Consider the following 25,241-nt stretch of genomic DNA (forward strand, 5'->3'; position numbering starts at 1 on the left):
GCACGGAGGCGATTTCAACACCGTGCCCACTTTCCTTTTGCGGTAGTGCTAGGTCTACTATGCCGGAAATTAATTCCTCCGTAGACAGAGCTTTCGTACCATAGGAAACTATGGAGCTGAAGGATTATTTCCGCAAATATATCGGCGCGAACCGCCGCGAAAAAGCGCATAAACGCAGCTACGAGGAATCCGCCGCCGCTCGCATCGCCGAACTTACCGCTTCACGACGAACAATTGCCGAAGCCTTCGAGATTGAACGTCGCCGCATTGAAAATGACCTCCACGACGGAGCTCAGCAATACATTGTTGCTGCTTCAATGAAATTGGGACTTGCAGAATTGGAGGCATCCAATACTGGCAATGAGGAATTAATGCAGCTCCTGGCGGAGACTCGCGGCCATTTGGAGGATGGATTACGTGCTTTGCGGCGAACAGTCCACGGAATTCACCCACAGGTGTTGCGTGATCGCGGTCTGCAAGCAGCTGTTGAAGAGATTGCTGAAGGGTACGGCCCTCACGTTGTTGTGCACACTCCGTATCCCCTGCCGGAATTGGAAGAAAGTGTGCTCGCCGCGGCATATTTTTTCTGTGCAGAAGTGCTGACTAATGCGGCGAAATATGCGCCGAATGCTGCTGTTTCTGTGCTGCTCACCTCGGATCAAACACTGAATATTTCAATTACGGACCAAGGCCCTGGCGGCGCAAAATTGGGGCGCGGTTTGCGGGGTATGAAAGAGCGTCTAGCCACTTTCGACGGTGCGATGACCATGCACTCTCCCGAAGGTGGGCCAACGCAGGTAATAGCCAGAATTCCCTTGATGCTAAATCGCTGGGAATCGGGCATTGGAGAAATAGAAGGCATGGATATGGAAAGCGTGGAGAAGAAAGGTGCGGCGAAATAATGAAAATTGTCATTGCGGATGACTCGGCACTCCTGCGGGAAGGAGTCGCGGGGCTCGTCGAAAAGCGCGGACATGAAGTGATTGCGATGGTCGACACTGCGCACGGTCTGGTGGCGGACATCGATGACCGTTTTGATGACACGGGAGAGCTGCCAGATCTGGTGATTACCGATGTGCGTATGCCTCCAAAGATGAGCGATGACGGCCTGCGGGCGGCGGTCGAGTTGCGCGAGCGTTATCCGCAGCTGAATGTGATGGTGCTGTCGCAGTATGTGGCGCCGGCGTATGCGCGCGAGTTGTTCTCGTCGAGCGGTGCTGGAGGTAGTGCTGGGGTTGGTACTGGGGTTGGCTCGAGTGGCAGCAGCTCGAGTGGCGGGACCGGGTATCTGCTCAAAGACCGCGTTGGCCAGGTGCTGGACTTCTTGGGTTCGCTCGAGGTCGTCGCAGGTGGTGGCGTGGTGATTGACCCTGATGTGGCGACGGCATTGATGCAGTCCGGCAAATCGGGGCTAGCCAGTTTAACGGCGCGCGAACGCGAAGTGCTCGAGCTGATGGCACGCGGCAAGTCCAATAAGCAGATTGCCGATGACCTCGTGCTTTCCGGGGCGGCGGTGGCGAAACACGTGTCCAACATCTTTATGAAGCTGCATCTGGAGCCCGGCGAGGAAAACCGCCGTGTGCGGGCAATTTTGGAATTTCTCACGGCGACGTCGGGGCAGATTTAGGGTCGGCAGCAATCGCATCTCTCGCAAAAGCGATGAAAAAATAAGTGTTGATTATGACACGAGTCACAATTTAAAGTTGGCTCATACGTTTGTTGTTTCCCTATAGAAAGGACGTGTCTACATGACTGTTTACGCCAACCCCGGCACCCCCGATGCAATCTTCACGTACAAGGAGCAGTACGAAAATTTCATCGATGGTAAGTGGACACCTCCAGTAGACGGGCAATACATGGACAACTCCACCCCGGTTACGGGCGAGGTTTTCTGCCGGGTTCCGCGGTCTAACGAGAAAGACATTGAGCTCGCTCTCGACGCCGCGCACAAGGCGAAGGACTCCTGGGCCTCGGTTCCTGCGGCCGAGCGGGCGCTGATCCTCCACCGCATCGCGGACCGTCTGGAGGACAACCTTGAGAAGATTGCCGTCGCCGAGACCTGGGAGAACGGCAAGGCCATTCGCGAGACCCTCGCCGCTGACATCCCGCTCGCAATCGACCACTTCCGCTACTTCGCCGGGGCCACCCGCACGCAGGAGGGGCGCATCTCGCAGATTGACGACAACACGGTCGCCTACCACTTCCACGAGCCACTCGGCGTCGTCGGCCAGATTATCCCGTGGAACTTCCCCCTCCTGATGGCCGCATGGAAGATCGCCCCGGCCCTCGCCGCCGGCAACTGCATCGTGCTCAAGCCAGCAGAGCAGACCCCCGCGTCGATTCTCATGCTCACCGAGATTATCGCCGATTTGCTTCCGGACGGCGTTCTCAACATCGTCAATGGCCTCGGCACCGAGGCCGGTGCTGCGCTGACCGCAAGCGACCGGATCTCCAAAATTGCGTTCACCGGATCGACTGCCGTGGGCCAGCTAATCAACAAGGCAGTGTCCGACAAGATTATTCCGATCACGCTGGAGCTCGGCGGCAAGTCCCCGTCCATCTTCTTCCCCGACGTCATGGACGCCGACGATGCGTTCCGCGAGAAGTGCATTGAGGGCCTGGCCATGTTCGCGTTGAACCAGGGCGAGGTCTGCACCTGCCCGTCGCGAGCCCTGGTCCACGAAGACATCGCTGATGAGTTCCTGAAGCTCGCGGTCGAGCGCGTTAAGCAGATTAAGACCGGCAACCCGCTGGATACGTCGGTACAGATGGGCGCCCAGGCCTCCCAGGAGCAGCTGGACAAAATCTCCGGCTACTTGGAGTCCGGGCCGAAGGAGGGCGCGGAGGTTCTCACCGGCGGCAACGTCGCCAAGCTCGAAGGGCTGGAGGGAGGCTACTACGTCGAGCCGACAATCTTTAAAGGCAACAACTCGATGCGTTTCTTCCGCGAGGAGATCTTCGGCCCGGTCCTGGCCGTGACAACCTTCAAGACCCTGGATGAGGCTCTCGAGATTGCCAACGACACTATCTACGGTCTTGGCGCCGGCGTGTGGAGCCGCAACCAGAATAACGCCTACCGCGCTGCCCGCGGCATCCAGGCTGGCCGTGTGTGGGTGAATAACTACCACAGCTACCCTGCTCACGCAGCCTTCGGCGGCTACAAGCAGTCCGGTATCGGCCGCGAGAATCACTTGATGATGCTCGAGCACTACCAGGAGACCAAGTGCATGCTCGTCTCTTACGACGAGAACCCGACTGGCCTGTTCTAAGAATCTGACCCCTTGGGGTTAGGCGATTTGTCGATTCCGATTCACGTCCGATGAAGGTGTCGACAATCGCCTCTACCCCCAAAAAAACGCCCTCCGCGCCTGGCAGGTTACGATGGTCGGCCTTAACCTGACGCACCAGGCGCTGGCGACTCCAAAGTTAGAGGCCTAACTCACGGCCGCCAGCTAGGCCTCTCTTTCTTTCTTCACTTGCCGGTACCACCTACGCATCCGATTAATCGCGGCACTGGCGGCCCATCCGCCGAGAAATAGTAGCGGGATGTAAAAGAACACAACATAGGCGACGACCATGCCGTCCTGGCCATCGAGCGGCGTGGTGAGAAATAGGAATGCCAGATCGCCAAGCGCGGCAATTCCTGCGCCGGTAGCTGCTGCGACAATGCTCCGCGCGCTGGTCATCCCCCGAGCCAACGACCCATCACCGGCGAAAACGGCTATTGCTCCGACCAGCATTACTGAGACCAGCATGGACACAATCCACGACGCAATTCCTTCGTCGTAGGCGAGGTTGGGCTCCGGCAAGATTAGCCCACCTAAAACACTCCACGCGACCGCGGCGAAAAATGACGCCAGCAAGGGGCGGGTTATATTGTCGAGCCTCATGCGTCCCAGGTTACGTGAGATGACCTCCAAAAATGCTGGATCTCCCCTCCTCAGTGGAGAATCGAGTCACGCCCACAAGAACAAAGATCTCCGAGCATAAAGTGGGGTAAGTAGAGAAACTGACAACCCGAAAACTTACGGGCTGCAAATGTGAAACTGTGTGAGTTTATGACACTTTCAGGCCATTTTTCGAGCCATTTTTGACATAAACGCAGTCAGTAACTCGCATCGACCCAACGCCATCAGCCATAAACGCAGTCAGTAACTCGCACTGGGGTAAGTGGCGAAAGGTGCCCACCGGCGACGCACCGACCAGACACGCTTTTCTTTACCTACCCCATTATCCGCGTACTTTTGCGCCCTAGAAATCAAGAAAGCCAGGTAGGAAACATCGTCCTACCTGGCTTAATTGCTCCTCCAGCTGGACTCGAACCAGCAACCCTTCGATTAACAGTCGAATGCTCTGCCATTGAGCTATGGAGGAATATCCATCGCACAGAACCCGCTAAACCGAACTTCGGCCATGCCGTTCCTTGCGACGGATAGATACTTTACCCAGCCCCCTTGAAACTCACAAATCGCCAGGTCAAGGGTCAATTTAGACGTTTTTCCCACACGTCATGACACCGTTGTGAGTTCTCAGAGCCACGCAATCCACACAATCCACGCAATCTCACACAGCCCAACGAAGCCCCCAGCAGTACTGAAAACGCTTTCCATCATGCACTTTTCATAGCGCGTTCATACGATGGGGCTTATGTCTGAACAAACCAACGGAACCGAAAACACCGAGCAAACCGCACGCGTTGTTCGCGGCGTTATCGCACACGAAAAAGGCGCACCTGTAGAACTTACTGATATCCACATCCCGTCCCCGGGCCCGAACGATGTCATTGTTGACATCCAGGCCTGCGGCGTCTGCCATACGGACCTGGCTTACCGCGACGGCGATATTACCGACGAGTACCCGTTCTTCCTCGGCCACGAGGCCGCAGGCGTGGTCTCCGAGATTGGCGAAGAGGTCACGCATGTTGCCGTCGGCGATTTCGTCGTCCTCAACTGGCGCGCCGTCTGTGGCGAGTGCCGCGCCTGCAAGCGCGGTGAGCCACAGTACTGCTTTAGCACTTTCAACGCCTCCAAGCCCATGACGCTTGCCGACGGCACCGTCCTCACCCCAGCACTTGGAATCGGCGCTTTTGCGGATGCCACCCTCGTCCACGAGGGCCAGTGCACCAAGGTCGATTCGGCAGCCGATCCGGCCGTTGCGGGCTTGCTTGGCTGCGGTGTCATGGCCGGCATCGGTGCGGCTATTAACACCGGCGAGGTTAAGCGCGGTGAATCGGTAGCCGTCATCGGCTGCGGTGGCGTTGGTACGGCCGCTATCGCCGGTGCCAAGCTGGCCGGCGCTAGCAAGATTATTGCCATCGACATCTCGGACGAGAAGCTGGATACCGCCCGCGAATTCGGCGCGACCGAGACCATTAACTCTGCGGAGCTGGCTAAGAGCGATAAGGGCACCGGGGAAGAGGATCCCGTCGTTAAGCGAGTGCGTGAGCTGACCGACGGTTTCGGTGCTGACGTCGTGATTGATGCGGTCGGCCGTCCGGAAACCTACAAACAGGCGTTCTACGCCCGTGACCTGGCTGGACGCGTTGTGCTGGTCGGCGTTCCGGCGCCGACAATGGAGCTGGACATCCCGCTGGCGGATGTGTTTAGCCGCGGTGGTGCGTTGAAGTCGTCCTGGTACGGCGACTGCCTACCAGAGCGCGACTTCCCGATGCTGGTGGATCTGTCGTTGCAGAACCGCCTGCCACTGGAGGGCTTTGTGACGGAACGCATTGGCATTGAGGATGTCGATGAGGCCTTCGAAACTATGAAGGCCGGTAAGGTACTGCGATCGGTGGTGACGCTGTGAACAAGGATTTGAGGGTCGACCACGTTCTCACGTCGGGCACGTTCTCGCTCGATGGTGGCACGTGGGACGTAGACAACAACGTATGGGTGCTCGGCGATGACCGTGAGGTCATTGTCATCGATGCGGCGCATGAGGCGCAGCCGATTATTGATGCGGTGGATGGCCGCAAGGTAAAGGCCATCGTATGCACCCACGCACACAACGACCACATCACTGTGGCCCCTGAGCTGCAGGAAAAGCTCGACGCTCCCCTGCTGGTCCACCCGGGCGACCAGATGCTGTGGGAGCAGTCCTGGCCGAACCTGGCGCACGAGGACCTCGCACACGGTCAGCGCCTGGAGATTGCGGGCACGGAGGTTGTCATTATTAACACTCCGGGCCACTCCCCTGGCTCGTGCTGTCTGTACGTGCCGGAGGCCGCGGAGCTGTTCTCGGGTGACACGCTGTTTTCCGGCGGTCCTGGAGCGACCGGTCGATCCTACTCGGATTTCGACACGATTATTAACTCCATCCGCGACAACCTGCTGACTCTGCCTGCGGAAACGACTGTCCGCACGGGTCATGGCGATCACACGACGATTGGTCGCGAGGCTCCGCACTTGGAAGAGTGGATTCGCCGCGGCTACTAGTCGCTAGCTGCTGACGGGTAGCTGGCGCCTAGAGACTGCTAACCACTAGCTACTCAAATACAACCTTGACCGCCTCTGCTTGCAGTTCGCGGCGGTACTGTTCCATCGCGAGCAGGTCCGCGAACAGCGAGTTGTAGGCGGTTTCGTCGTCTGAGGGGCGCATTCGCGAGAGCATCGCTTTCAGCTGTGCAATCTGGTCACCGACCCACACTTCCTGCAGTCGCGCCAGAATCGCCTGCGCATACGGGCGCAGCGTCTCCGCATCGACGGCGATTTGCTCCACGCCCAGCTCAGTCACGAGATGCTTGACGACGTCCTCCCGCGCCTGATCCATAATTGCGGTCGCCCAACTATGTGGCTGCGTGGCCGCTTCCCCACAGGCACCACCTGCAGCCATGATGGCGTCGAATACCGCTCGGTAGGTCGGATGCCCAAAGGTCTCGGGTGCGAGCGCATCGAATACCGGACCGGTGGTGGCGGGCTCCTGAATTGCCAGCTTGAGGGCCTCACGCTGCGCATAGAGCACAGGGTCCCGCGGATTTGGATACGGCAGTGCCGGGTTGCGCCGGCGCCGCGCTTCCTCCGCCTCTTCACGGGCACGGGCCTCTTCTTGGCGACGCTGGTAGGGGGTGCGCTTTTCATTCTGTGGCCGACTGGCCTCCTCGCGGACGCGCTGCACCAGCTCGGCCTCATCATTCCAGCCGATCCAGCCGGCAACTTCGCGGGCATACTCATCGCGCAGCGCCGCGTCCTTGATCTGGGCCAGGACAGGCACCACGCGGCGCAACCCGGAGACCCTGCCATTAGCGGTGGTCAGGTCATAGTCGGCCAGAAGCGTGCGGAGGACAAATTCGATCAATGGCCGTCGTGAAGCAACGAGATCGCGGACTGCGGCCTCCCCCTTCTTCTGGCGCAAATCACACGGATCCATGCCGTCCGGCGCGACCGCGACGTAGGACTGGCCGGTGAAGTTCTGCTCCCCCTCGAAGGCGCGCATGGCGGCCTTTTGCCCCGCCTCGTCGCCGTCGAAGGTGTAGATGAGTTCGCCGCGGAAGAAGTTGTCGTCGAGCATGAGACGGCGCAGCAGCTGGAGGTGTTCCTCGCCGAAAGCGGTACCACAGGACGCGACGGCCGTGGTCACGCCTGAGGCGTGCATAGCCATGACATCAGTGTAGCCCTCCACGATTACAGCCTGATGACCAGCGGCAATGTCCTTCTTTGCCAGATCCAAGCCGAAGAGCACCTTGGACTTCTTGTACAGCATGGTCTCGGGCGTGTTCATGTACTTGCCCAGATTGTCATCGTCAAAAAGCTTGCGGGCACCAAAGCCGATGACATCGCCGGACATATTGCGAATCGGCCACATGAGACGACGGTGGAAACGATCGATCGGCCCCATGCGACCCATCTTGGAAAGACCCGCCTTGTCGAGCTCCTCGAAGCTAAAGCCCAGGCGCTGCAGGTGCTTGGTTAGAGTGTCCCAGCCGGCCGGCGAGTAGCCACAGCCGAACTGGGCCGCGTGCTCGGCGGTGAAGCCGCGGTTTTCCAGAAACTCGCGCGCGGGCGCTGCCGCTGGAGTGGAGAACTGTTCGCGGTAGAACTTCTGTGCCTCGCGGTTTGCGGCGATGAGACGCTGGCGAGTTCCCGGTTCCTCGCGACGGCCCGTGCCGCCGCCCTCATAGTTAATGTGGAAGCCAATTTTCTCCGCACAGGCTTCGACAGCCTCCGGGAAAGACAGGTGTTCCATCTCCATGAGGAAGCTGAATACATCACCGCCCTTGCCGGTGGAAAAGCAGTGGTAGTAGCCATGATTGGGGCGTACGTGGAACGACGGCGTGCGCTCGTCTTTAAAAGGCGAAAGCCCTTTCAGAGAATCCGCGCCAGCCGGTTTGAGGTTCACGTATTCTGCAACGATCTCCTCAATCGGAGTCCGCTCGCGGATTGCCGCGATATCGGAGTCCGGAATTCTTCCCCTAGCCATGAAAATAACCTTACCCAACCCGTCCAATCGACTCCGCCGTAGAGGTTTCGCTTGCCGACGAGCCTCCCGCGCCCAACCCACAAACGTGCCGGCGGCGACAGATATGGAAAGATACTAGCCATGGCTGAGTGGAAGAAGATTGCGAGCGGCGTAGGCGCTGCCGCCCTGGTGCTGGCTGGTAGTTATTTCGGGCTCGATGGCGGAGATCAGAACTCTACGGCATCCGAGAACTCACAGGGGTCGCAGGATTCCACTGCCTCCAGCGCGAAACCAGGCCCTAAACCTGGCCCCAACTCGGGCAGCAATAAGGCTGGCACCAAGGGTGCTACCTGCGCAGTAGATACCCTGCCGCAGGAGGCCGACGATGTTATCGACCGCATCCTGACCGACCAGGACCACATCTATTCGCGGCACGACGGCAAGCACTTCGGCAACTACGAGGGACGCCTGCCGAAGGAGCGCGGTGACTACTACCGCGAATACACCGTGACCACCCCGGGCAATTCCAGCCGCGGTGCACGCCGCATCGTTGTCGGCGGCGGTTCCGAAAACGATCCGGATGTCTGGTACTACACCGATGACCACTATGAGAGCTTCTGCGAAATTCCTGACGCGGAGGACTGAGCCAAAGTATTACTGCGGAATCAGCGCTACCCGATAAAACCGAGTTGATTTGCGCTTCGGGCAACAAGAACGATGCCAATTATTGCTGCCACCCACAAAACAGTGACCTTTGTTTCATATTCCAACCGGGGGATAACACTCACTACCCGGTTATAGACCTTGTCTCCGAAGGCCGCGAAGAGCACTCCAACAATGACTGCGGGCGAAATCATCACTACACAGTAGAGCGCAAGGATAAGCAGTTGCACTGCGAAAGGCACTGCCATCGATTCAATAATTCCGATTGCCGCCAAGTACGGCAACATCGTACCGACCTCGACAACTGCTGCCGCTAAGGCCAACCCCACCATCGCTGGGAGACCGGCAGAACCTTTTTTAGTGTCCTCCGACCGAGATTCAAGTATCTCTTCGACAGTCCGTTTCTTGGGATTCGGTGCCAGGATTCCGTAAGCAGCTAACAGAATACCCAAGACCATCATCACCCAACTGAACCAAGTGTTGGATGCAATGCCCGAGACTGCGTCTAAAGCCTGACGCAGGCCGAAAAAGAGCGCGATGCCAACCGCAAAGTAGGACAAGACAATTGTCCCTAAATAAGTAACGTATTCGGCACCCCTCATCCTCCGCCAGACGATGAGCAGCACTACTGGAATCAGCAGGGTTCCAGCACTGAGACTGTCAAGAAGCGCAAGCCCCACAAGAACAAGATAGTCCATCTCCATCACTCCCTCGTACATTCGTATAGTAAACTATCATACAGTCGTACGGGAAGTGGCGCGAATGAAACCCCAAAGGAGTTTTAGGATATGAGCATGATGTCACCTCAAGAAAAAGCCATTTCCGATGCAGCAATCAAAGTAATTGTTAACCAGGGGTTCGACGTTGTCAGCGTTCGAAAAGTGGCTCAACAGGCGGGCGTAGCCCCTGGAACAGTGCAGTATTTTATGGGCACGAAAGACGAACTACTCAGCAGGGCACTTCTGCGCTCGGCAGCACGACAGCATGAAAGAGTCTCGTCGCTACGCTTTCAATCGAATACCTCGCCGCTAGAACGGCTCCACCGCTCCCTGCTCGAACTACTCCCCATCGGCCCAATACAGCGCGAAGACGCAGCACTGTGGGTTATCCTCGGTGCCGCTGCATCAACACGCAAAGTCCTGGCCCAGGAGCACCAGAACGAACTCAGTAGATTCCAGGACCATCTCATTTCAGCACTGTCCGCCGCAGACGTCCCTGGAGATATAGCTCAGACGGCCCGGCTCATCACAGCTATCGTAAATGGACTAGCCCTCGATTACATGCATGCGAAGCCCGACGCAGAGACTACGAAGGCGCTTTCCGATGACCTCAGTAGTAGCCTTCAGCGGATACTTCAAAAATAGTAATCGCTGACAGCACTACCCCCACGCCGCAGCCACACCAGCAATCTGGCGATCAAGCCGCTCTACACGCGATTCCGTCATCGACGCTAGCTGATCAACGATAACCCGCAGCCGCGCTTGGTCACTCTCCGCCCGGGAATAGAGCCACTGGAACATCGGATCAAGCGTCCCTGGAGCACCTTCCTGCAGATACTCGGCCACCCGGAAAAGACGATCGCGTTCACGCTCCTGACGGCGAATATGACGCGGAAGATCCATCACATACAGCACGGCGATGGTCTTCAGCATGGTGACCTCCGCCAGAATCGAGCTGGGCACCGCGAGGTCCGCGTCGTAACGCCCGAGCGGAAGCGTCGACCCGGAGGCAGCACGCGTACCCGCGACGGAAGCCGTGACGAAACGGCCGACCAGCTCCGAAGTCATACGTTTCAGCGCTACCAACGAGCGCAGCGAACCATCATAGGACGCCGCAGCTGATACCACCGGCAAGCTGGCAAGACGCCCGGCAGCCTCGACGAGCTCCGCTGGATCGCCACCAAATGCGGCAGCACCCTTGTCAGCGAGCGCGGCCAGTTCCACCGTGTCCCACAGAACACCCAGGTCAACGCGGCCAGAGACGATGCCATCCTCGACATCGTGGACGGAATAGGCGACATCGTCAGACCAGTCCATGATCTGCGCCTCAAGACACTGCTTGCCGTGCGGAACGCCCTGGCGAATCCACTGCAGGATCGCAGCATCTTCCTGGTAGGCGCCGTACTTGTGGCGGAGCTGACCATCGGGACCGATCGGTGTCCACGGGTACTTACAAGCCGCATCGAGCGCCGCCCGAGTGAGATTGAGTCCACAGGGCTCACCTGTACCATCGAGCACCTTCGGCTCGAGGCGAGTGAGAATACGCAGCGTCTGCGCGTTGCCCTCGAACCCGCCGCAACCAGCGGCAATCTCGTTGAGGGCGCGCTCGCCGTTGTGGCCATACGGCGGATGCCCGATGTCATGGGTCAGGCCGGCCAGCTCTGCGAGATCCTCATCTGCACCCAACTCGCTGGCGATTCCACGGGAAATCTGCGCGACCTCCAGCGAGTGAGTCAGGCGCGTGCGCGGAGTATCACCCTCTCCTGGCCCCACGACCTGGGTTTTGTCAGCCAGTCTGCGCAGCGCTGCGGAGTGCAAAACGCGGGCGCGATCTCGCGCAAACGCCGCCCGGTGAGATTCCAAGGACTGCACCCCGGGCAGCAATGACTGCTTCGGAGACTCCTCGACAATACGAGCGAGTTCAAAAGATGAATACGAAAATTTACCGGCCACGTAATTATTGTTACGTATCCTTGTAGATATGTCTGACAGGAATCGCGTGTTTCGCCCCCTTTACCTTGCCGCATCGGGTGCTTTTCTCGGCCTGAGCATGCCGCTAATTACTGCCGCACTACCGGCACAGCCACCGGTTCACGCACCTGCTTCGCTGCTGGCACTCGCACCGTCAGCATCCCTGGCGCACGCCGAGGCACCGGCGGATGTGTCGGGCGAGGTGGCTGATCTCGCAGGTGTGCTGAGCGGCGGCGATGAAGCTCGTCTGAAGGAGCAGATTCAGCAGCTCAAGACAGAGAAGCGACTCCTGTTCTCGGTGTTTTACATCAAGAGCTTCGACGGCATTCAGGGCGAACAGTGGGCGCAGCAGGCCTGGGAGCACCTCGGAGCTGCCGACAACCGCGGTGTCCTGGTCGTCGCCGTGGAAGACCGAAACCTCGGCGCTTTCGTCGGAGACTCCTTCCCCCGCAACGCGGAGGCCATCAACAGAGCAGCTCAAGGGCAGTTGTTAGAGGATGACAACTGGGCAGCTGCGGGTGAAGCTGCCATCGCCGAGGCAGGCGGTGGCAGCGGCTCCGCCGGTGGGTGGGCACTCGGCGCCGGCCTCGGTGGTGCCGCCGTTGTCGGTGGCGCCACCTGGGCCGTGGGCCGCCGCAATAAGAAGAAGCGCGATGAGGAGGAGATCGCTCGTGGCCGCAACATCGACCCCAAGGATGTCTCTTCGCTGGACTCGCTGAGCACCAGCTCGCTCGATGTTCTTGCGCACGATGAGATTGTCAGTACCGATGAGTCCATTCGCAAAGCCCGCACCGAGCTCGACCTCGCCCGCGCTGAGTTCGGCACCGAACGCATCCGCAGCTTCGACAACGCACTGAAGCACTCTCAGTCCACGCTCGAGCGTGCGTTTGCACTTCGCCAACAGCTTGACGACGGCTCCGTGTCCGACGAAATCGAGCGCCGCAGTGTCCTGCTGGAGATTATCTCCACCTGTGGTGTTGCGGATGACCAGCTCGACGGCGAGGCCGCAAACTTCCAGAAACTCCGCCAGGAGTTGATGAATGCTGAAGCGACGATTTCGAAGCTCACTCAGCGAAGTGTCGAGCTGCGTTCACGTATGCCGCGTGCCGGCGAAATTCTCGATGGTCTGCGCGCACGTTACGAAGAGCAGATGCTCAGCTCTGTGACCGACAATATCGACATGGCCACGGAGCACCTGAATCAGGCTGACCAGTCAATGTCTGAGGCCCGCCGCATCGCGGACCTACCTGCCGGTGAGCAAGGTGGTCTGATTGATGCGCTGTCGGCCACCGACTTTGCGCTCACACAGGCAGAGAGTCTTCTGGAGGCCATTGAACACGCCGATAGCGATATTCACGCTGCAGTCGCTGGACTGGCTTCCCTTATCGCCGAGGTCCGCGGTGAAATCGATGAGGCCTCGCACCTGATGTCGGCACCGCAAGGCGCCAACATCAACCGCGAGCGTCTCAATGCGGCCATCGAAGCAGGCCGTGAAGCACTCGGTGTGGCAGCCAATAAGTCCGAAGTGGATCCACTGAGTTCCTGGACCGCACTGACCGATGCCGATGAGCTACTCGACGAAGCCCTCGACTCCGCTCGAGACAAGGCCGCGTCGTTCGCCCGCGCTACCGCTACTTTGCAGCACAGCATGCAGGATGCCGACAATCACATTCGCGCCGCGGCTGACTTAATTGCTACCCGCCGCCGTGTGGTTGGCGCTGAGGCTCGCACTCGCCTCGCGGAGGCGCAGCGTGCTTACGGCTCTGCTCAGGGCTTGGCCAACGACGATCCGCGAAAGGCGTTGGCCTACGCACGTCGTGCGCGCAAGCTCGCGGCTGAGGCCGCTGACTTGGCCCGCCGTGACATCCGCCGCTACCAGGATCAGCGCCGCGGTGGCGGCAGCAACGGATCGATGGTCGCCGGCATGGTGCTGGGAAGCATGCTCAGCAACAACAGCGGCTTTGGTGGCAGCATCGGTGGCTTCGGCGGTTTCGGCGGAGGTTCGAGCCGACCAGGCGGCTCCGGCAGCACAATGGGCTTCTAGATTCCCGCCTAAATTCGCATCTGGCGTGGTCCATCCACAGACCACGTCGCCAGAGCGGCGGCAATCAGCCAGTCTTCGAAACTCCCCCGGAAGTCTCCTTTCTGGGCATAGACACCAAATACCCCTCGGCCTAGACTGTCCTCTCTGACGATTCGGGCGAGCTCATAGCCTGGCCGCTCGATGTCGAAGACCGTGCGAATTCCCCGTCCTTCTCTGTTTAGGACGAAAGAATCCCCCTCATCCGGATTCGTCATCACTAGCGCGTTCGTGCTAAAAAAGCGGGCTTTCACCTGCCAGCCACGCCCTTGTGACGAGGTGATCCAGAAAGCACTAAAGACCCCGTCCTGACAGCTCCAGCCGTCGGACAGGGCCTTTTGGTTCTCGTCGTAAACGACGCCGTCTGCAATAGTTGCTACACGATCCACACCCAAATCATATAGGCAATCAGCAAGAGCAAGCAGACAGTGAGAATCCAGGTAGAGGAAACCATGCGGGACTCCAGCACTCGACGAGCACTGTAGACCAGGAAGATCTTCTCCTCTTCCGGCAGCGCACGGCCCTCATCGGTGTCGAACTGCACCTCTGCGTGGCGCACGCCACGGGACGCACCGGTAAACTGACCCCACTTCTCGCCGGTCTTCGCATTCTCGATGACGTAGTTCGTCGATCCCTCGCACACCAGCTTGCCTTCAGGACGATCCGGCCCAAAGGTCACTGAAAGCTGCTTGGCTCGCGAAATCTTGTCACGGTCAGCAGCAACGGTCGAGAACACGCGGCCGTTGGGAAGCGTGGCGGAAACACGGTGATTAGCAGAGGCATCAATGACCCACTCCCCTTCCGGGGTGTTGAGGCGATCGCCCTGCTCATCACGGATGTACGTGCCGACTTCGGTGCTTTCCTTCAGAATCGGCCAGGTTTGCTCGGATTTTTCCCGAGAGCCGTCGCCGAGACTATAGGATTCCCAAAAAACTTCTTCGGCCATTAGCAGCCCACCATGCGAGCTGCGAGGTAGCCTTCCAGCTCGTCAATCTTGACGCGCTCCTGCTCCATGGTGTCGCGGTCACGGACGGTCACAGCGTTGTCCTCGAGAGTATCGAAGTCAACGGTGACACAGAACGGAGTACCGATCTCATCCTGGCGACGGTAACGACGGCCGATAGCACCGGAGGTGTCGTAATCGACGGCCCAGTACTGGCGCAGCTTGTCCGCGACAGCCTCAGCGGTCGGAGTCAGGGTGTCCTTCTTCGACAGCGGCAGAACAGCAACCTTAACCGGCGACAGACGCGGGTCGAGCTTCAGCACGGTACGGGTGTCGGTGCCGCCCTTTGCGTTCGGCACCTCTTCCTCGGTGTAGGCATCACACAGGAAGGCCATCAAGGCGCGGGTCAGACCGAAGGACGGCTCAATGACGTACGGAACGTACTTTTCGCCGGTGACCTGGTCGTGGTAACGCAGGTCTTCCTTGGAGTGCTCGATGTGGCAGCCGAGGTCGTAGTCCGTACGGTTGGCGACACCCATCAGCTCGCCCCACTCGTTGCCCTGGAAGTGGAAGCGGTACTCGAAGTCAATCGTGCGTGCAGAGTAGTGAGCGCGCTCGTCCTTCGGAACGTCGAACTGACGCATGTTCTCCGGGTTAACGCCCAGGTCAATGAACCAGTTCCAGCAGGCGTCGACCCACTCATCGAACTTCTCTTCCGCCTGGTCCGGTGCGACGAAGTACTCGATCTCCATCTGTTCGAACTCGCGGGTACGGAAGATGAAGTTACCCGGGGTGATCTCGTTGCGGAATGCCTTACCGGTCTGGCCGATACCGAACGGTGGCTTCAGGCGAGCCGTGGTCATAACGTTCTTGAAGTTGACGAAGATACCCTGAGCGGTCTCCGGGCGCATGTAGTGCAGGCCCTGCTCATTGTCGACCGGGCCGAGGAAGGTCTTCATCAGACCGGAGAACATCTGCGGCTCGGTCCAGTTGCCCGGCTGACCGGTCTCCGGGTCCGGAACGTCTGCCAAACCATTGGCCGGCGGGTGACCGTGCTTGGCCTCGTAGGCCTCCAGCAGGTGGTCAGCGCGGTAGCGCTTGTGGGTGTGCAGGGACTCCACCAGCGGGTCGGTGAAGGTAGCGACGTGGCCGGAAGCTTCCCAGACCTGGCGCGGCAGGATAATGGAGGAATCCAGGCCGACGACATCCTTACGGCCGGTGACGAAGGTCTTCCACCACTGGCGCTTGATGTTTTCCTTCAGCTCCACACCCAGGGGACCGTAATCCCATGCCGAGCGGGTACCGCCGTAAATTTCACCACACGGGTAAACGAACCCCCTGCGCTTACACAGGTTGGCGACGGTATCGACAACTGACTTAGGTGCCACGGTCTAGACCACTCCTTATAAATGGCTTCGCATCGCACACCACACGCCTTTTCCGGGCACACAATTCAGCCCGTTCCGTGCGGCGAACGACATAATGAAAAGCAAAATGTACTGACCCCAACAGGCCAGTTAAAAGTTCCCCTATACTCTAGCGCATCTTGTCCAACCGATACCGGGTAGTGTCGGTTACATGGCTGGCGAAGATATGCACGAAGTTAGTTCTGGCGAAAACCCACGTGGTACGGGCTCCCCCGCTAGCACCGGGGCACACGCCTCCGCGCGGCCGGCCGCAACCCGCATCGGCCAGCGCAGTACTCGCCAACGCCGCGCCGTCGTGTCGATTATGAGTGAGGCCCCTAATTTTCGCTCCGCTGCTGACATTCATAAGTCGCTGACGGAACGTGGGGACAAGGTCGGCTTGACGACGGTCTATCGGACGCTCCAGTCCCTTGCAGAAATGGACATTGTCGATGTTCTGCACAATGCCTCCGGAGAGGCTCTCTACCGGCTGTGCGGTGACCACCACCATCATCACCTGGTCTGCACCGATTGCGGCAGCACCGTTGAAGTCGCCGGCGGCCCTGTCGAGCAGTGGGCTCACAGCCTTGCGGAGGAGCACGGTTTTAATCTGACCGGGCACACTGCTGAGGTCTTCGGCCTGTGCAGGGACTGCCAGAAGAAGTAGCCCGGGCTCCCTCCCCCCCCTAAAAAATATCGGCTCTAGGCCTTGCCGAACCTACGGTCGCGCTTGGCGTACTCCACCACTGCGGCGCGCATGTCATCCCGACCGAAATCCGGGAAAAGCTTGTCCTGATAGACCATCTCCGCATAGGCGGACTGCCAGATTAAGAAGTTGGACGTGCGCTGCTCGCCCGATGGACGCAGGAACAGATCAACATCCGGCATAGTCGGCTCATCCAGGAACTGTGCGAAAGACTTCTCGGTCAAGTCATATTCGCTGAGCTCCCCCGCTGCTGCCTGACGAGCAATCTCTCTAGCAGCATCAACAATTTCAGCGCGACCACCGTAGTTGACGCACATATACAGAGTTAGCGCGTCATTGTCCTTCGTCTGCTCCTCGGCAATCTCAAGTTCCTTAATAACCGAGCGCCACAGTCGCGGGCGACGCCCTGCCCAACGCACGCGAACGTTCTTCGAATCCAACTCATCACGACGTCGGCGCAGCACATCGCGATTAAAGCCCATAAGGAATCGGACCTCATCGACCGAACGGCGCCAATTCTCAGTGGAAAATGCGTAAGCCGACAGGTGCTTGACGCCCATCTCCAAACAAGCATCGACGCACTCCATCAGCACGGCCTCACCACGCTTGTGCCCCTCGGTGCGTTTGAGCCCACGCTGTTCGGCCCATCTACCATTGCCGTCCATCACGAGCGCGATGTGATTGGGCACGAATTGCTGCGGTACAGGAGGATTCAACACGCTTCCTATTGTGCCCCACCGCTACTGCTTACTGCCAAAAAGCATCCACATGTTCCAGCGCCGGCACCCGGCGGCCCAGGTAGTACTGCAGGTACTTCGCCGTTAGGGTACGCGCCGTCGCCATCCGCCCCTCGAATTCGCTTGACGACGTATCGATGCCCGCCCATTGCTCATGAGCAAGCTGCCACATCAGATGCAGAACCTCGGTCGGCGGAGTATCTGCACCCGGTGGCCTGCAGTTGGTGCACACTGCTCCGCCCAGTGCGGGAGAAAACGCGTGGTGAGGGCCGGCTTTGCCGCAGCCTGCGCATTCAAAGAGGCTTGGCTGCCAACCGGCCTGCGCCATTGCTCGCAGAATGTAGGAGGTCAGCAACAAATCGGGGCGATGGCGACCGGCCGCAACGTCGTCGAGCGATTGAGTGGTGAGATCCCACAATTCGGGAGCCGGCACTTGCTCCTCGCCGACAATGCGTTCGGCGACGTCCAGGACTGCACACGCACAGGTGTAGCGCGCATAGTCGTCGACAAGCGGTGCTGCCCACGTGCGCACGGTATCTGCGCCTGCGATAGTGGACAGTCCTCGGCGTGGGTAGATGTTGACATCCACGTCGACGAATGGTGAGAGGCGCGAGCCGAAGCGGCTCTTCGCGCGCCGCACGCCTTTGGCGACACCGCGGACTAAGCCGTGGTCGCGGGTGAAAAGGACGATGATGCGGTCGGCTTCGCCAAGGTCGTAGCGGCGTACGACCAGCGCACGGTCGCGATACGGCTCGACCAACTTTTTAGAATCCCAACTTGCCCAGCTGCTTCGGGTCCGACTGCCAGTCCTTCAATACCTTCACCCGCAGGTCAAGGTAAACATTCTGACCGAGCAGCGCAATGAGTTCCTTACGAGCCTTATGAATGGTGGTGCCCATGCGTCGACCGTCGCGCCCCATGAGGATGGACTTCTGCCCCGAACGCTCGACATAGATAACGGCGTGGACATCCAGGACGCCTTCGCGGTCCTGGTTTGGCAGCACCTCATCAATCTGGACTGCCACGGAATGCGGCAACTCATCGCGCAGACCGCCGAGGGCCGCCTCGCGGATGAGCTCTGCCATCCGGGTGTGCAGATCCTCATCGGTGATGTGCCCCTTCGGGTACAGGCGCGGTCCCTCCGGCAACTGGGAAGCCATGACATCAATCAGCGTGTTGATGTTCTCGCCGGACTTCGACGACAGTGGCACCAGCTCGGCATCCGGACCGAGCAACTCCTGCAGCTCGATCAGGCGCTCAATAATGGTGTCGCGCGAGACCTTATCCACCTTGGACACAATGCCCATGATGTTCTTGCAACCTTTGGAGACGTTCTCGTAAATCCAGCGGTCACCGGGGCCAATTTTCTCGTCGGCAGGCACGACCATCGCGACCAAGTCCACATCGGAGTAGGTCTCCTGAACCATGTCATTCAGGCGCTCACCGAGCAGCGTGCGTGGCTTGTGCAGACCTGGCGTATCCACGACAACAATCTGACAGTTCTCGCGGTGGACTACACCTCGGACTGGATGACGCGTGGTTTCCGGCTGGTTAGCGGTAATAGCGATCTTCTCGCCCACCAGGGAATTGGTCAGCGTCGACTTACCGGTATTCGGACGCCCCACGATAGAGACGAACCCAGAGCGAAAGCCCTCCGGCGCACTGTAATCATCAGCATCTCCGCCAAGTCCAGCATTGGCCAGCATGTCATCAAGATTGCCCATCAGTATCTTCTTCCTCGGAGTAAAACTCCGCAGTCGGCTCCACCACCACAGTGCGTACCCGCATACGACCACGACGGTCACGCGAGCCCTCGGCGGTAAACTTCAGTCCTGCATATTCTACGTACGAACCGGGCAGTGGCACACGTCCAAGCTCATATGCCAACAGACCGGAGACCGTATCCACCTCATCGGTGACCTCGTCATCGAAGACGAGTTGGCGCCCGTGGGCTTCGTCGTAAAGCTCTATGAGCTCGCCCAAGCTGAGGCGCGCCTGCACGCGGTAGGAGGCATCCCCCAGTGGTTCGATGGGGGCCTGCTCGGCCTCGTCGTATTCGTCGGCAATCTCACCGACAATCTCCTCGAGGATGTCCTCAATAGAGATAAGACCGGCGACCGATCCATATTCGTCGATGAGAATGGCGATGTGATTGCGGGTGCGCTGCATTTCATCGAGCAGGTCATCCAGTGGCTTGGAATCGGGCACAAAAACGCAGTCACGCATGACCTCGGAGACGCGAACACCGCGACCGCCATCAGTACGCGAGTACGTCTGCTGGACAATGTCCTTCAAGTAAATGACGCCGACGATGTCCTCAACGCTCTCGCCAATCACCGGCAGTCGCGAGTGACCCGACTTCACGCATAGGGCCACTGCCTGACCACAGTGCTTATCCGCCTCAATCCACACCATCTCTGGGCGCGGAACCATAACAACGCGTGCCGACGTTTCCGCGAGATCGAACACAGACTGAATCATGCGGCGCTCATCGTGCTCCACAATGCCGCGCTCCTGGGCGATATCGACCATCTCGCGCAACTCGACTTCAGTGGCGAACGGGCCATCGCGGAAGCCACCACCAGGGGTGATGATGTTGCCGAACCAAATCAGCAACTTTTCCAGTGGCCCCAACACCTTGGCCATAAAACTCAGAACGACCGCGGTGGCGAGGGAAATCGAGTACGGATTCTTCCGACCCATCGTGCGGGAAAACACCCCGAGGACCAGGAAGGTGAACAGAGCCAACAACACCACTGCAGCCACAATGGCCCAGCGTTCCGGCTCGAAAAGCTTGAGACAGACCGCCGCCAGCGTCACTGCACCGATTGACTCGCACAGCGTCCGCAAAATCACCAGCACATTGACGTGCCGAGCGCGATTTTCTACGACCTTGAGAAGCGCATTAGCACCCGCGACCTCGTCACGCTGCAGCTCTGCCACGCGTGCACGGGAAATGCCTGCGACCGCAGTTTCGACTGTGTTAAGTCCGCCAGCGCAGATCATCGCCACAACGGCGACAATTATCAAAGTGATCATCGCTCGTTAGAACGCTCCGGGAACGCATTGGGGTTAATTGGTTTTTCGGAAAAACTCACGCCACGACGATCGATGTCGTCGTACCAATCCGCCAACAGGCCATTCTGCAGGGAGAACATCTGGCGCTCTTCCTCCGCCGTGACATGGTCATAACCCAACAGGTGCAGTACGCCGTGCACGGTGAGCAAAACCAACTCGTGGCTTAGCGGATGGCCTGCACGCTCCGCCTGCCCCGCGGCAAACTCCGGGCACAACACAATGTCGCCCAGCATCGCAGGCCCTGGGCTAGCTGCATCCGGTCGGCCAGAGCCAGGAGTGAGCTCATCCATCGGGAAGCTCATCACATCCGTCGGCCCCGGCAGATCCAGCCAGCGCACATGGAGGTCTTCGATCGTCTTCAAGTCGACAATGTGAATGCTCAGCTCAGCTGCCGGATGCACGTCCAGGCGCCCCAGCGCATACCGGGCAACGTCGATAAGCGACTCTTCATTGACGCCCTGACCGGACTCGTTGAAAACTTCAATGCTCATGTAATTTCAGCGTCCTTTATCGCTTTGTGGCGGACTGTCGCTTTTGTGGGGACTCGGCGCCCTGCTCAATACCTTCGTTATAGGCATCGTAGTCATCGTAGGCCTCGACAATTGCGGTCACCAGCGGGTTGCGCACCACATCTGCGGCAGCCAACGCCGGAAAAGCGATTCCCGGCACGCCGCGCAGCACCTCACGGGCGACGGCCAGGCCAGACTTCTGCCCACGGGGTAGGTCGACCTGGCTGGCATCGCCGGTGATGACCATCTTCGAACCGAAGCCCAGGCGGGTAAGGAACATTTTCATCTGCGCCGGAGTAGTGTTCTGTGCTTCGTCGAGAATGATGAAAGCATTGTTCAAGGTACGACCGCGCATGTACGCCAGCGGTGCGACCTCCACTACCCCAGTTTCCATCAGCTTTGGAATCAGCTCTGGCTCAAGCATTTCGCGCATCGCATCGTGCAATGGGCGCAGGTAGGGGTCGATCTTCTCGTGCAGCGTACCCGGCAGGAAGCCCAGGTTCTCACCCGCCTCCACTGCGGGGCGAGTCAGAATGATGCGTTCTACCTGCTTATTCTTCAGCGCAGCAACGGCCTTGGCCATGGCCAGGAACGTCTTGCCCGTACCGGCGGGGCCGATACCGAAAACAACGTTATAGCGGTCGATGGCATCGACATAGTTCTTTTGTCCCTCTGTCTTGGGACGCACGGTCTTACCACGATGAGTCACGATGCCGCCACCGAGCACCTCGCTGGCGGACTTCTCCCCGCGATCCACAATGCCCACCGCGCGCCGCACCGACTCCGGGGAGAGCTCGTGCCCACGACGGGCCATCGCCTCCAGCTCCTTGAAAGCGCGGACAGCCAACGAAACATCCGCCGGAGCACCCTTGATTGTCACAACCCCGCCGCGGACATGAATATCCGCTGCCAGCAGAGATTCCAACAGCCGCAGATTCTGGTCCGCATAGCCGACCACGATCGGCGCGAGATTGTCATCGAGCTCGACGACGGCAGTGGTACGAGCAGTTACTGAATACTTTGTCATTATGCGTCTATCCTACTGACCACGCGTGGGTGCGCCGTCCCAGCGCTTTGTCAACGGCCCCAGTGCGCAAAGAGCAGCAGCTCCAGCAAGGGCACTGCGGAGAACTGTCGGGCCGAGTACTACCGAGCTCGCACCTGCGCCGCAGAAGGCCTCGAGTTCCCCGGGGCTGACTCCCCCTTCTGGGCCGACGATAAAAAGAACCTTGTCAGCGTTTGCTGCCCGTGCGGCGAAGTCCACGAACGGAGCTGTTTCCTCCTCGTGCAAAACGGCTGCCGCACCACCTGCTGACGTGGTTTCCCGGATGAGTTGCTCAATATCGGCGGAGCTATGTAGGTCAGCGACCGGCGGAATCCATGCACGACGAGCCTGCTTGGCTGCCTCGCGCGCAGCCGACTGCCACTTGGCGCGGGCCTTAGTGACCTTCGCGGTACCCTGCCATCGGGCCACACAATTCACGGCCGCCCAGGGGATAATCTCATCGACCCCGGCCTCGGTCATCAAATCGACCGCAAGCTCAGCACGATCCGACTTCGGCAGCGCCTGCACCACAGTGACGTGCGGGCGCGGACGTGGACGTTCCTCAGCGGCAACCACACGAACGTGAACCTCACGAGGGTCTACGTGCATGAGCTGTGCTCGCACCACCTTGTCCGCACCATTGGCAAGAAGGATCTCCGAGCCCTCCTTCAGCCTGCGAACGCTGATGTGTTTTGCCTCCGACCCGAGGATTCGAATGATTTCTTCCGGGCGCGGCAGCTCGGTGAACTCACCGAGGAATACGGGCAAACTCATGCGTGTTTCACACTCACTGGAGGGGGCTTTGGGTGGCTGTTTTAACGGCGGCGGAAACGGGAGAAGAAACCGTTGCGCTCACTCGAGTCTGACACCTTGGCATCATCATCGCGGTGCTCGCGTAGCTTCTCCAGCAGCTCGCGGGACTTGCGGTCCAGCTTCGTCGGCACCGTGACATCGACGTGTGCGACCACGTCGCCGTTGCCCTCGCCGCGCAGATGTGGCATACCCTTGCCCGACAGGCGAATCTGCTCTGCCGGCTGGGTGCCCGAATCAACCTTGATGGTCATTGGCTCGCCGAGTAGGTCGTCGACCTCAAACTCGGTACCAAGTGCGGCATCAGCCATGGGCACCTGGACGTTAAAGTGCAGGTCATCGCCCTCACGCTCGAATACCGGGTGCGGGTCCATGGCAACTTCCACGTAGAGGTCACCCGCCGGGCCACCGCCCGGACCGACCTCGCCCTGACCTGCCATGCGAATACGCATGCCATCAGAGATACCTGCCGGAACGTTTACCGTCAGATCACGGCGAGCGCGCACGCGGCCGTCGCCACCGCAGTTGTTACACGGATCGGGGATAATTTCGCCGGTGCCCTCACAAGTCGGGCACGGCCGCGAGGTCATCACATTGCCCAGGAAGGAACGCTGGACCTGCTGAATCTCGCCAGTACCATCACAGCTGGTACACATCTTCGGCTTGGACTTGGACTTCGAGCCAGTTCCCTCGCACTGCTCACACAGCACCGCGGTGTCCACCGTGATGGGCTTGCGGACACCGGTGAATGCCTCATCGAGGCCCAGCGAAATACGCAGCAGCGCATCTGCACCTGGCTGCACACGCGAGCGGCGCTGGCGGGTCCCGCCGGCACCGCCGAAAAATGCTTCGAAGATATCGCCGACTCCGCCGCCGCCGAAACCGCCGAAGCCACCGCCTGGCATACCGGCCTGCGGATTGAGAGGATCTCCTCCCATATCCACAATCCGGCGCTTTTCAGGATCCAGCAGGACCTCGTTCGCCTCAGAGGCCTCACGGAACTTCTCCGCAGCTTCTTCATCACCCGGATTACGGTCTGGGTGGTACTTGAGCGCCAGCTTTCGGTACGCCTTCTTAATCTCAGCGTCCGTAGCGTCCTTCTCCACTCCGAGGATGCCGTAATAGTCGCGTGCCAACTTTAGCTACTTCCTTTCAATACCCGGCCAACGTACTGTGCAACAGCAGCAACCGAGGAAATTGTTCCCGGATAATCCATAAATGTGGGGCCAACTACGCCCATGCCACCCAAAATTTCGGTGCCGGTGCCATAGCCAGTTGAAACAACTGAGGTAGCGCGCAGCTCCTCGTCCTCGTTTTCCTCACCGATGGAAACGCGAACGTGGTGCAAATCCTGCGCGGCCGACAGCAGTTTCAGCACGACCACCTGTTCTTCGAGAGCTTCAAGAACCATGGGCAACGTAGAAGGTAAGCGACCGGCCATATTACCACGGGTCAAATTCGATGCCCCGGCCAGGATGAGTCTGTCATTCGGCTTCTCAATCAACGACTCCACCAGCACCGTCGAGCAGCGAATAAGCACATCCCGCAAATCACGCGGGGCGTTAGCTGCAAGATCGGAAATCGCAATCGACGCGTCGGCAAGCGTGTGCCCCGACATCGCGCGGTTGAAATGCTCGCGCAAGAGCGGCACGAGATCGGGATCCATCGGTGCTGGCAGTTCAACATTGCGCTGCTCCACGCGTCCGGTGTCAGTGATGACTACCAGCAACAATCGCGCGTCGGCGAGCTGGACGACCTCGCAGTGCCGGACGCGGGAGACCTCCAGCGTCGGCACCTGCACCACTGCGACCTGGCGGGTTAGCTGGGCCAGCAGCTGCACACTGCGGCGCAGCACATCCTCCAAATCGACGCCGCCTTCGAGGAACTCGAGGATAGCTCGGCGCTCGGCCCTGGACAGCGGCTTAATCTGCGAAAGATTGTCCACAAAAAGGCGGTAGCCCTTCTCAGTCGGGATACGCCCGGACGATGCATGTTCCTGCTGGATATAACCTTCAGCCTCCAGCACCGCCATGTCATTTCTAATGGTCGCCGAGGACACACCCAGATTGTGGCGCTCCACCAGAGCCTTCGAGCCAACGGGCTCCTGGGAAGCTACGTAATCCGAGACAATTGCCCGAAGAACTTCCTGCCTGCGCTTATCCGTCTGAGATGACATGCGG

25 protein-coding genes and 1 tRNA gene are annotated in these 25,241 nt (G+C 59.3%); 9 read left to right on the forward strand and 17 right to left on the reverse strand.

Annotated features, from left to right (window positions below; translation table 11 throughout):
• Positions 1–110: 110 nt before the first annotated feature.
• From HMPREF1206_RS09500 to HMPREF1206_RS09510, 3 genes are all read left to right on the forward strand, one after another.
• Positions 111–902, forward strand: a complete 792-nt coding sequence (locus HMPREF1206_RS09500) for a sensor histidine kinase (protein ID WP_016423097.1) — start codon at positions 111–113, stop codon at positions 900–902.
• Positions 902–1,627, forward strand: coding sequence for a response regulator transcription factor (locus HMPREF1206_RS09505; protein WP_005511017.1), 726 nt, complete (start codon positions 902–904; stop codon positions 1,625–1,627). Before HMPREF1206_RS09500 ends, HMPREF1206_RS09505 begins: the two co-directional genes overlap by 1 nt.
• A 121-nt stretch (positions 1,628–1,748) precedes the next feature.
• Positions 1,749–3,269: an aldehyde dehydrogenase family protein gene (locus HMPREF1206_RS09510; protein ID WP_016423098.1), complete on the forward strand. Its 1,521-nt coding sequence runs from the start codon at positions 1,749–1,751 to the stop codon at positions 3,267–3,269.
• 183 nt (positions 3,270–3,452) lie between these two features.
• Here HMPREF1206_RS09510 and HMPREF1206_RS09515 read toward each other — a convergent pair whose 3' ends face one another.
• Both HMPREF1206_RS09515 and HMPREF1206_RS09520 read right to left on the reverse strand, forming a co-directional pair.
• The gene (locus HMPREF1206_RS09515) at positions 3,453–3,890 is read right to left on the reverse strand and encodes a hypothetical protein (RefSeq protein WP_042388808.1); all 438 of its coding nucleotides are present in this window, start codon (positions 3,888–3,890) and stop codon (positions 3,453–3,455) included.
• A 412-nt stretch (positions 3,891–4,302) separates the two neighbouring features.
• Positions 4,303–4,374: transfer RNA gene (locus HMPREF1206_RS09520), tRNA-Asn, on the reverse strand.
• 273 nt (positions 4,375–4,647) lie between these two features.
• Between HMPREF1206_RS09520 and HMPREF1206_RS09525 the strand changes: the two genes are divergently transcribed.
• Positions 4,648–5,805, forward strand: coding sequence for an S-(hydroxymethyl)mycothiol dehydrogenase (locus tag HMPREF1206_RS09525; protein ID WP_042388810.1), 1,158 nt, complete (start codon positions 4,648–4,650; stop codon positions 5,803–5,805).
• Positions 5,802–6,434, forward strand: coding sequence for an MBL fold metallo-hydrolase (locus HMPREF1206_RS09530; protein ID WP_016423101.1), 633 nt, complete (start codon positions 5,802–5,804; stop codon positions 6,432–6,434). The genes HMPREF1206_RS09525 and HMPREF1206_RS09530 overlap by 4 nt, the downstream gene beginning before the upstream one ends.
• A 49-nt stretch (positions 6,435–6,483) precedes the next feature.
• On the opposite strand, the gene dnaG is transcribed toward HMPREF1206_RS09530, so the two are convergent.
• Positions 6,484–8,415, reverse strand: a complete 1,932-nt coding sequence (gene dnaG, locus HMPREF1206_RS09535) for a DNA primase (RefSeq protein WP_016423102.1) — start codon at positions 8,413–8,415, stop codon at positions 6,484–6,486.
• Between the two features lie 120 nt (positions 8,416–8,535).
• Between dnaG and HMPREF1206_RS09540 the strand changes: the two genes are divergently transcribed.
• Positions 8,536–9,039: a ribonuclease domain-containing protein gene (locus tag HMPREF1206_RS09540; RefSeq protein ID WP_016423103.1), complete on the forward strand. Its 504-nt coding sequence runs from the start codon at positions 8,536–8,538 to the stop codon at positions 9,037–9,039.
• 26 nt (positions 9,040–9,065) lie between these two features.
• Here the strand turns inward: HMPREF1206_RS09540 and HMPREF1206_RS09545 are convergent, their stop codons facing one another.
• Positions 9,066–9,776 (reverse strand): GAP family protein, encoded by a 711-nt coding sequence (locus tag HMPREF1206_RS09545; protein WP_231367202.1) that lies wholly within the window; start codon positions 9,774–9,776, stop codon positions 9,066–9,068.
• Between the two features lie 69 nt (positions 9,777–9,845).
• On the opposite strand from HMPREF1206_RS09545, the gene HMPREF1206_RS09550 reads away from it, so the two are divergent.
• Positions 9,846–10,421 (forward strand): TetR/AcrR family transcriptional regulator, encoded by a 576-nt coding sequence (locus HMPREF1206_RS09550; RefSeq protein WP_016423105.1) that lies wholly within the window; start codon positions 9,846–9,848, stop codon positions 10,419–10,421.
• A gap of 15 nt (positions 10,422–10,436) precedes the next feature.
• Here HMPREF1206_RS09550 and HMPREF1206_RS09555 read toward each other — a convergent pair whose 3' ends face one another.
• Positions 10,437–11,729: a deoxyguanosinetriphosphate triphosphohydrolase gene (locus HMPREF1206_RS09555; protein ID WP_016423106.1), complete on the reverse strand. Its 1,293-nt coding sequence runs from the start codon at positions 11,727–11,729 to the stop codon at positions 10,437–10,439.
• Positions 11,730–11,757: 28 nt separating this feature from the next.
• On the opposite strand from HMPREF1206_RS09555, the gene HMPREF1206_RS09560 reads away from it, so the two are divergent.
• Complete coding sequence (locus HMPREF1206_RS09560) at positions 11,758–13,791, forward strand: TPM domain-containing protein (protein ID WP_222865373.1); 2,034 nt, start codon at positions 11,758–11,760, stop codon at positions 13,789–13,791.
• A gap of 8 nt (positions 13,792–13,799) precedes the next feature.
• On the opposite strand, the gene HMPREF1206_RS09565 is transcribed toward HMPREF1206_RS09560, so the two are convergent.
• The 3 genes from HMPREF1206_RS09565 to HMPREF1206_RS09575 are packed head-to-tail and all read right to left on the reverse strand — an operon-like array spanning position 13,800 to position 16,158.
• Positions 13,800–14,216, reverse strand: coding sequence for a hypothetical protein (locus HMPREF1206_RS09565; protein WP_016423108.1), 417 nt, complete (start codon positions 14,214–14,216; stop codon positions 13,800–13,802).
• Positions 14,204–14,773, reverse strand: coding sequence for a hypothetical protein (locus HMPREF1206_RS09570; protein ID WP_016423109.1), 570 nt, complete (start codon positions 14,771–14,773; stop codon positions 14,204–14,206). Before HMPREF1206_RS09570 ends, HMPREF1206_RS09565 begins: the two co-directional genes overlap by 13 nt.
• Positions 14,773–16,158: a glycine--tRNA ligase gene (locus HMPREF1206_RS09575; RefSeq protein WP_016423110.1), complete on the reverse strand. Its 1,386-nt coding sequence runs from the start codon at positions 16,156–16,158 to the stop codon at positions 14,773–14,775. Before HMPREF1206_RS09575 ends, HMPREF1206_RS09570 begins: the two co-directional genes overlap by 1 nt.
• A 190-nt stretch (positions 16,159–16,348) precedes the next feature.
• On the opposite strand from HMPREF1206_RS09575, the gene HMPREF1206_RS09580 reads away from it, so the two are divergent.
• Entirely contained in the window at positions 16,349–16,843 is a 495-nt protein-coding gene (locus tag HMPREF1206_RS09580; protein ID WP_016423111.1) for a Fur family transcriptional regulator, read from the forward strand.
• Between the two features lie 35 nt (positions 16,844–16,878).
• Here HMPREF1206_RS09580 and HMPREF1206_RS09585 read toward each other — a convergent pair whose 3' ends face one another.
• Genes HMPREF1206_RS09585 through hrcA form a run of 9 tightly spaced genes read right to left on the reverse strand, consistent with a single transcriptional unit; the run spans position 16,879 to position 25,237 of the window.
• Positions 16,879–17,601: an isoprenyl transferase gene (locus tag HMPREF1206_RS09585; protein ID WP_016423112.1), complete on the reverse strand. Its 723-nt coding sequence runs from the start codon at positions 17,599–17,601 to the stop codon at positions 16,879–16,881.
• A 28-nt stretch (positions 17,602–17,629) separates the two neighbouring features.
• Positions 17,630–18,379 (reverse strand): DNA repair protein RecO, encoded by a 750-nt coding sequence (recO, locus tag HMPREF1206_RS09590; RefSeq protein ID WP_016423113.1) that lies wholly within the window; start codon positions 18,377–18,379, stop codon positions 17,630–17,632.
• 4 nt (positions 18,380–18,383) lie between these two features.
• Positions 18,384–19,325, reverse strand: coding sequence for a GTPase Era (era, locus tag HMPREF1206_RS09595; RefSeq protein ID WP_042389423.1), 942 nt, complete (start codon positions 19,323–19,325; stop codon positions 18,384–18,386).
• 4 nt (positions 19,326–19,329) lie between these two features.
• Positions 19,330–20,658 carry a hemolysin family protein gene (locus HMPREF1206_RS09600; protein ID WP_016423115.1) on the reverse strand — a complete coding sequence of 443 codons (1,329 nt, stop codon included), beginning with the start codon at positions 20,656–20,658 and terminating at the stop codon, positions 19,330–19,332.
• The gene (gene ybeY / locus HMPREF1206_RS09605) at positions 20,655–21,188 is read right to left on the reverse strand and encodes an rRNA maturation RNase YbeY (RefSeq protein ID WP_005511056.1); all 534 of its coding nucleotides are present in this window, start codon (positions 21,186–21,188) and stop codon (positions 20,655–20,657) included. The genes HMPREF1206_RS09600 and ybeY overlap by 4 nt, the downstream gene beginning before the upstream one ends.
• 16 nt (positions 21,189–21,204) lie before the next feature.
• Positions 21,205–22,233, reverse strand: a complete 1,029-nt coding sequence (locus HMPREF1206_RS09610) for a PhoH family protein (protein WP_016423116.1) — start codon at positions 22,231–22,233, stop codon at positions 21,205–21,207.
• Between the two features lie 12 nt (positions 22,234–22,245).
• Complete coding sequence (locus HMPREF1206_RS09615) at positions 22,246–23,025, reverse strand: 16S rRNA (uracil(1498)-N(3))-methyltransferase (protein ID WP_016423117.1); 780 nt, start codon at positions 23,023–23,025, stop codon at positions 22,246–22,248.
• Positions 23,026–23,066: 41 nt separating this feature from the next.
• Positions 23,067–24,197 (reverse strand): molecular chaperone DnaJ, encoded by a 1,131-nt coding sequence (gene dnaJ / locus HMPREF1206_RS09620; protein ID WP_016423118.1) that lies wholly within the window; start codon positions 24,195–24,197, stop codon positions 23,067–23,069.
• Positions 24,198–24,199: 2 nt separating this feature from the next.
• Positions 24,200–25,237 carry a heat-inducible transcriptional repressor HrcA gene (hrcA, locus tag HMPREF1206_RS09625; protein WP_016423119.1) on the reverse strand — a complete coding sequence of 346 codons (1,038 nt, stop codon included), beginning with the start codon at positions 25,235–25,237 and terminating at the stop codon, positions 24,200–24,202.
• Positions 25,238–25,241: the final 4 nt, after the last annotated feature.

This window comes from Corynebacterium sp. HFH0082, assembly GCF_000411235.1.
Lineage (GTDB): Bacteria > Actinomycetota > Actinomycetes > Mycobacteriales > Mycobacteriaceae > Corynebacterium > Corynebacterium jeikeium_D.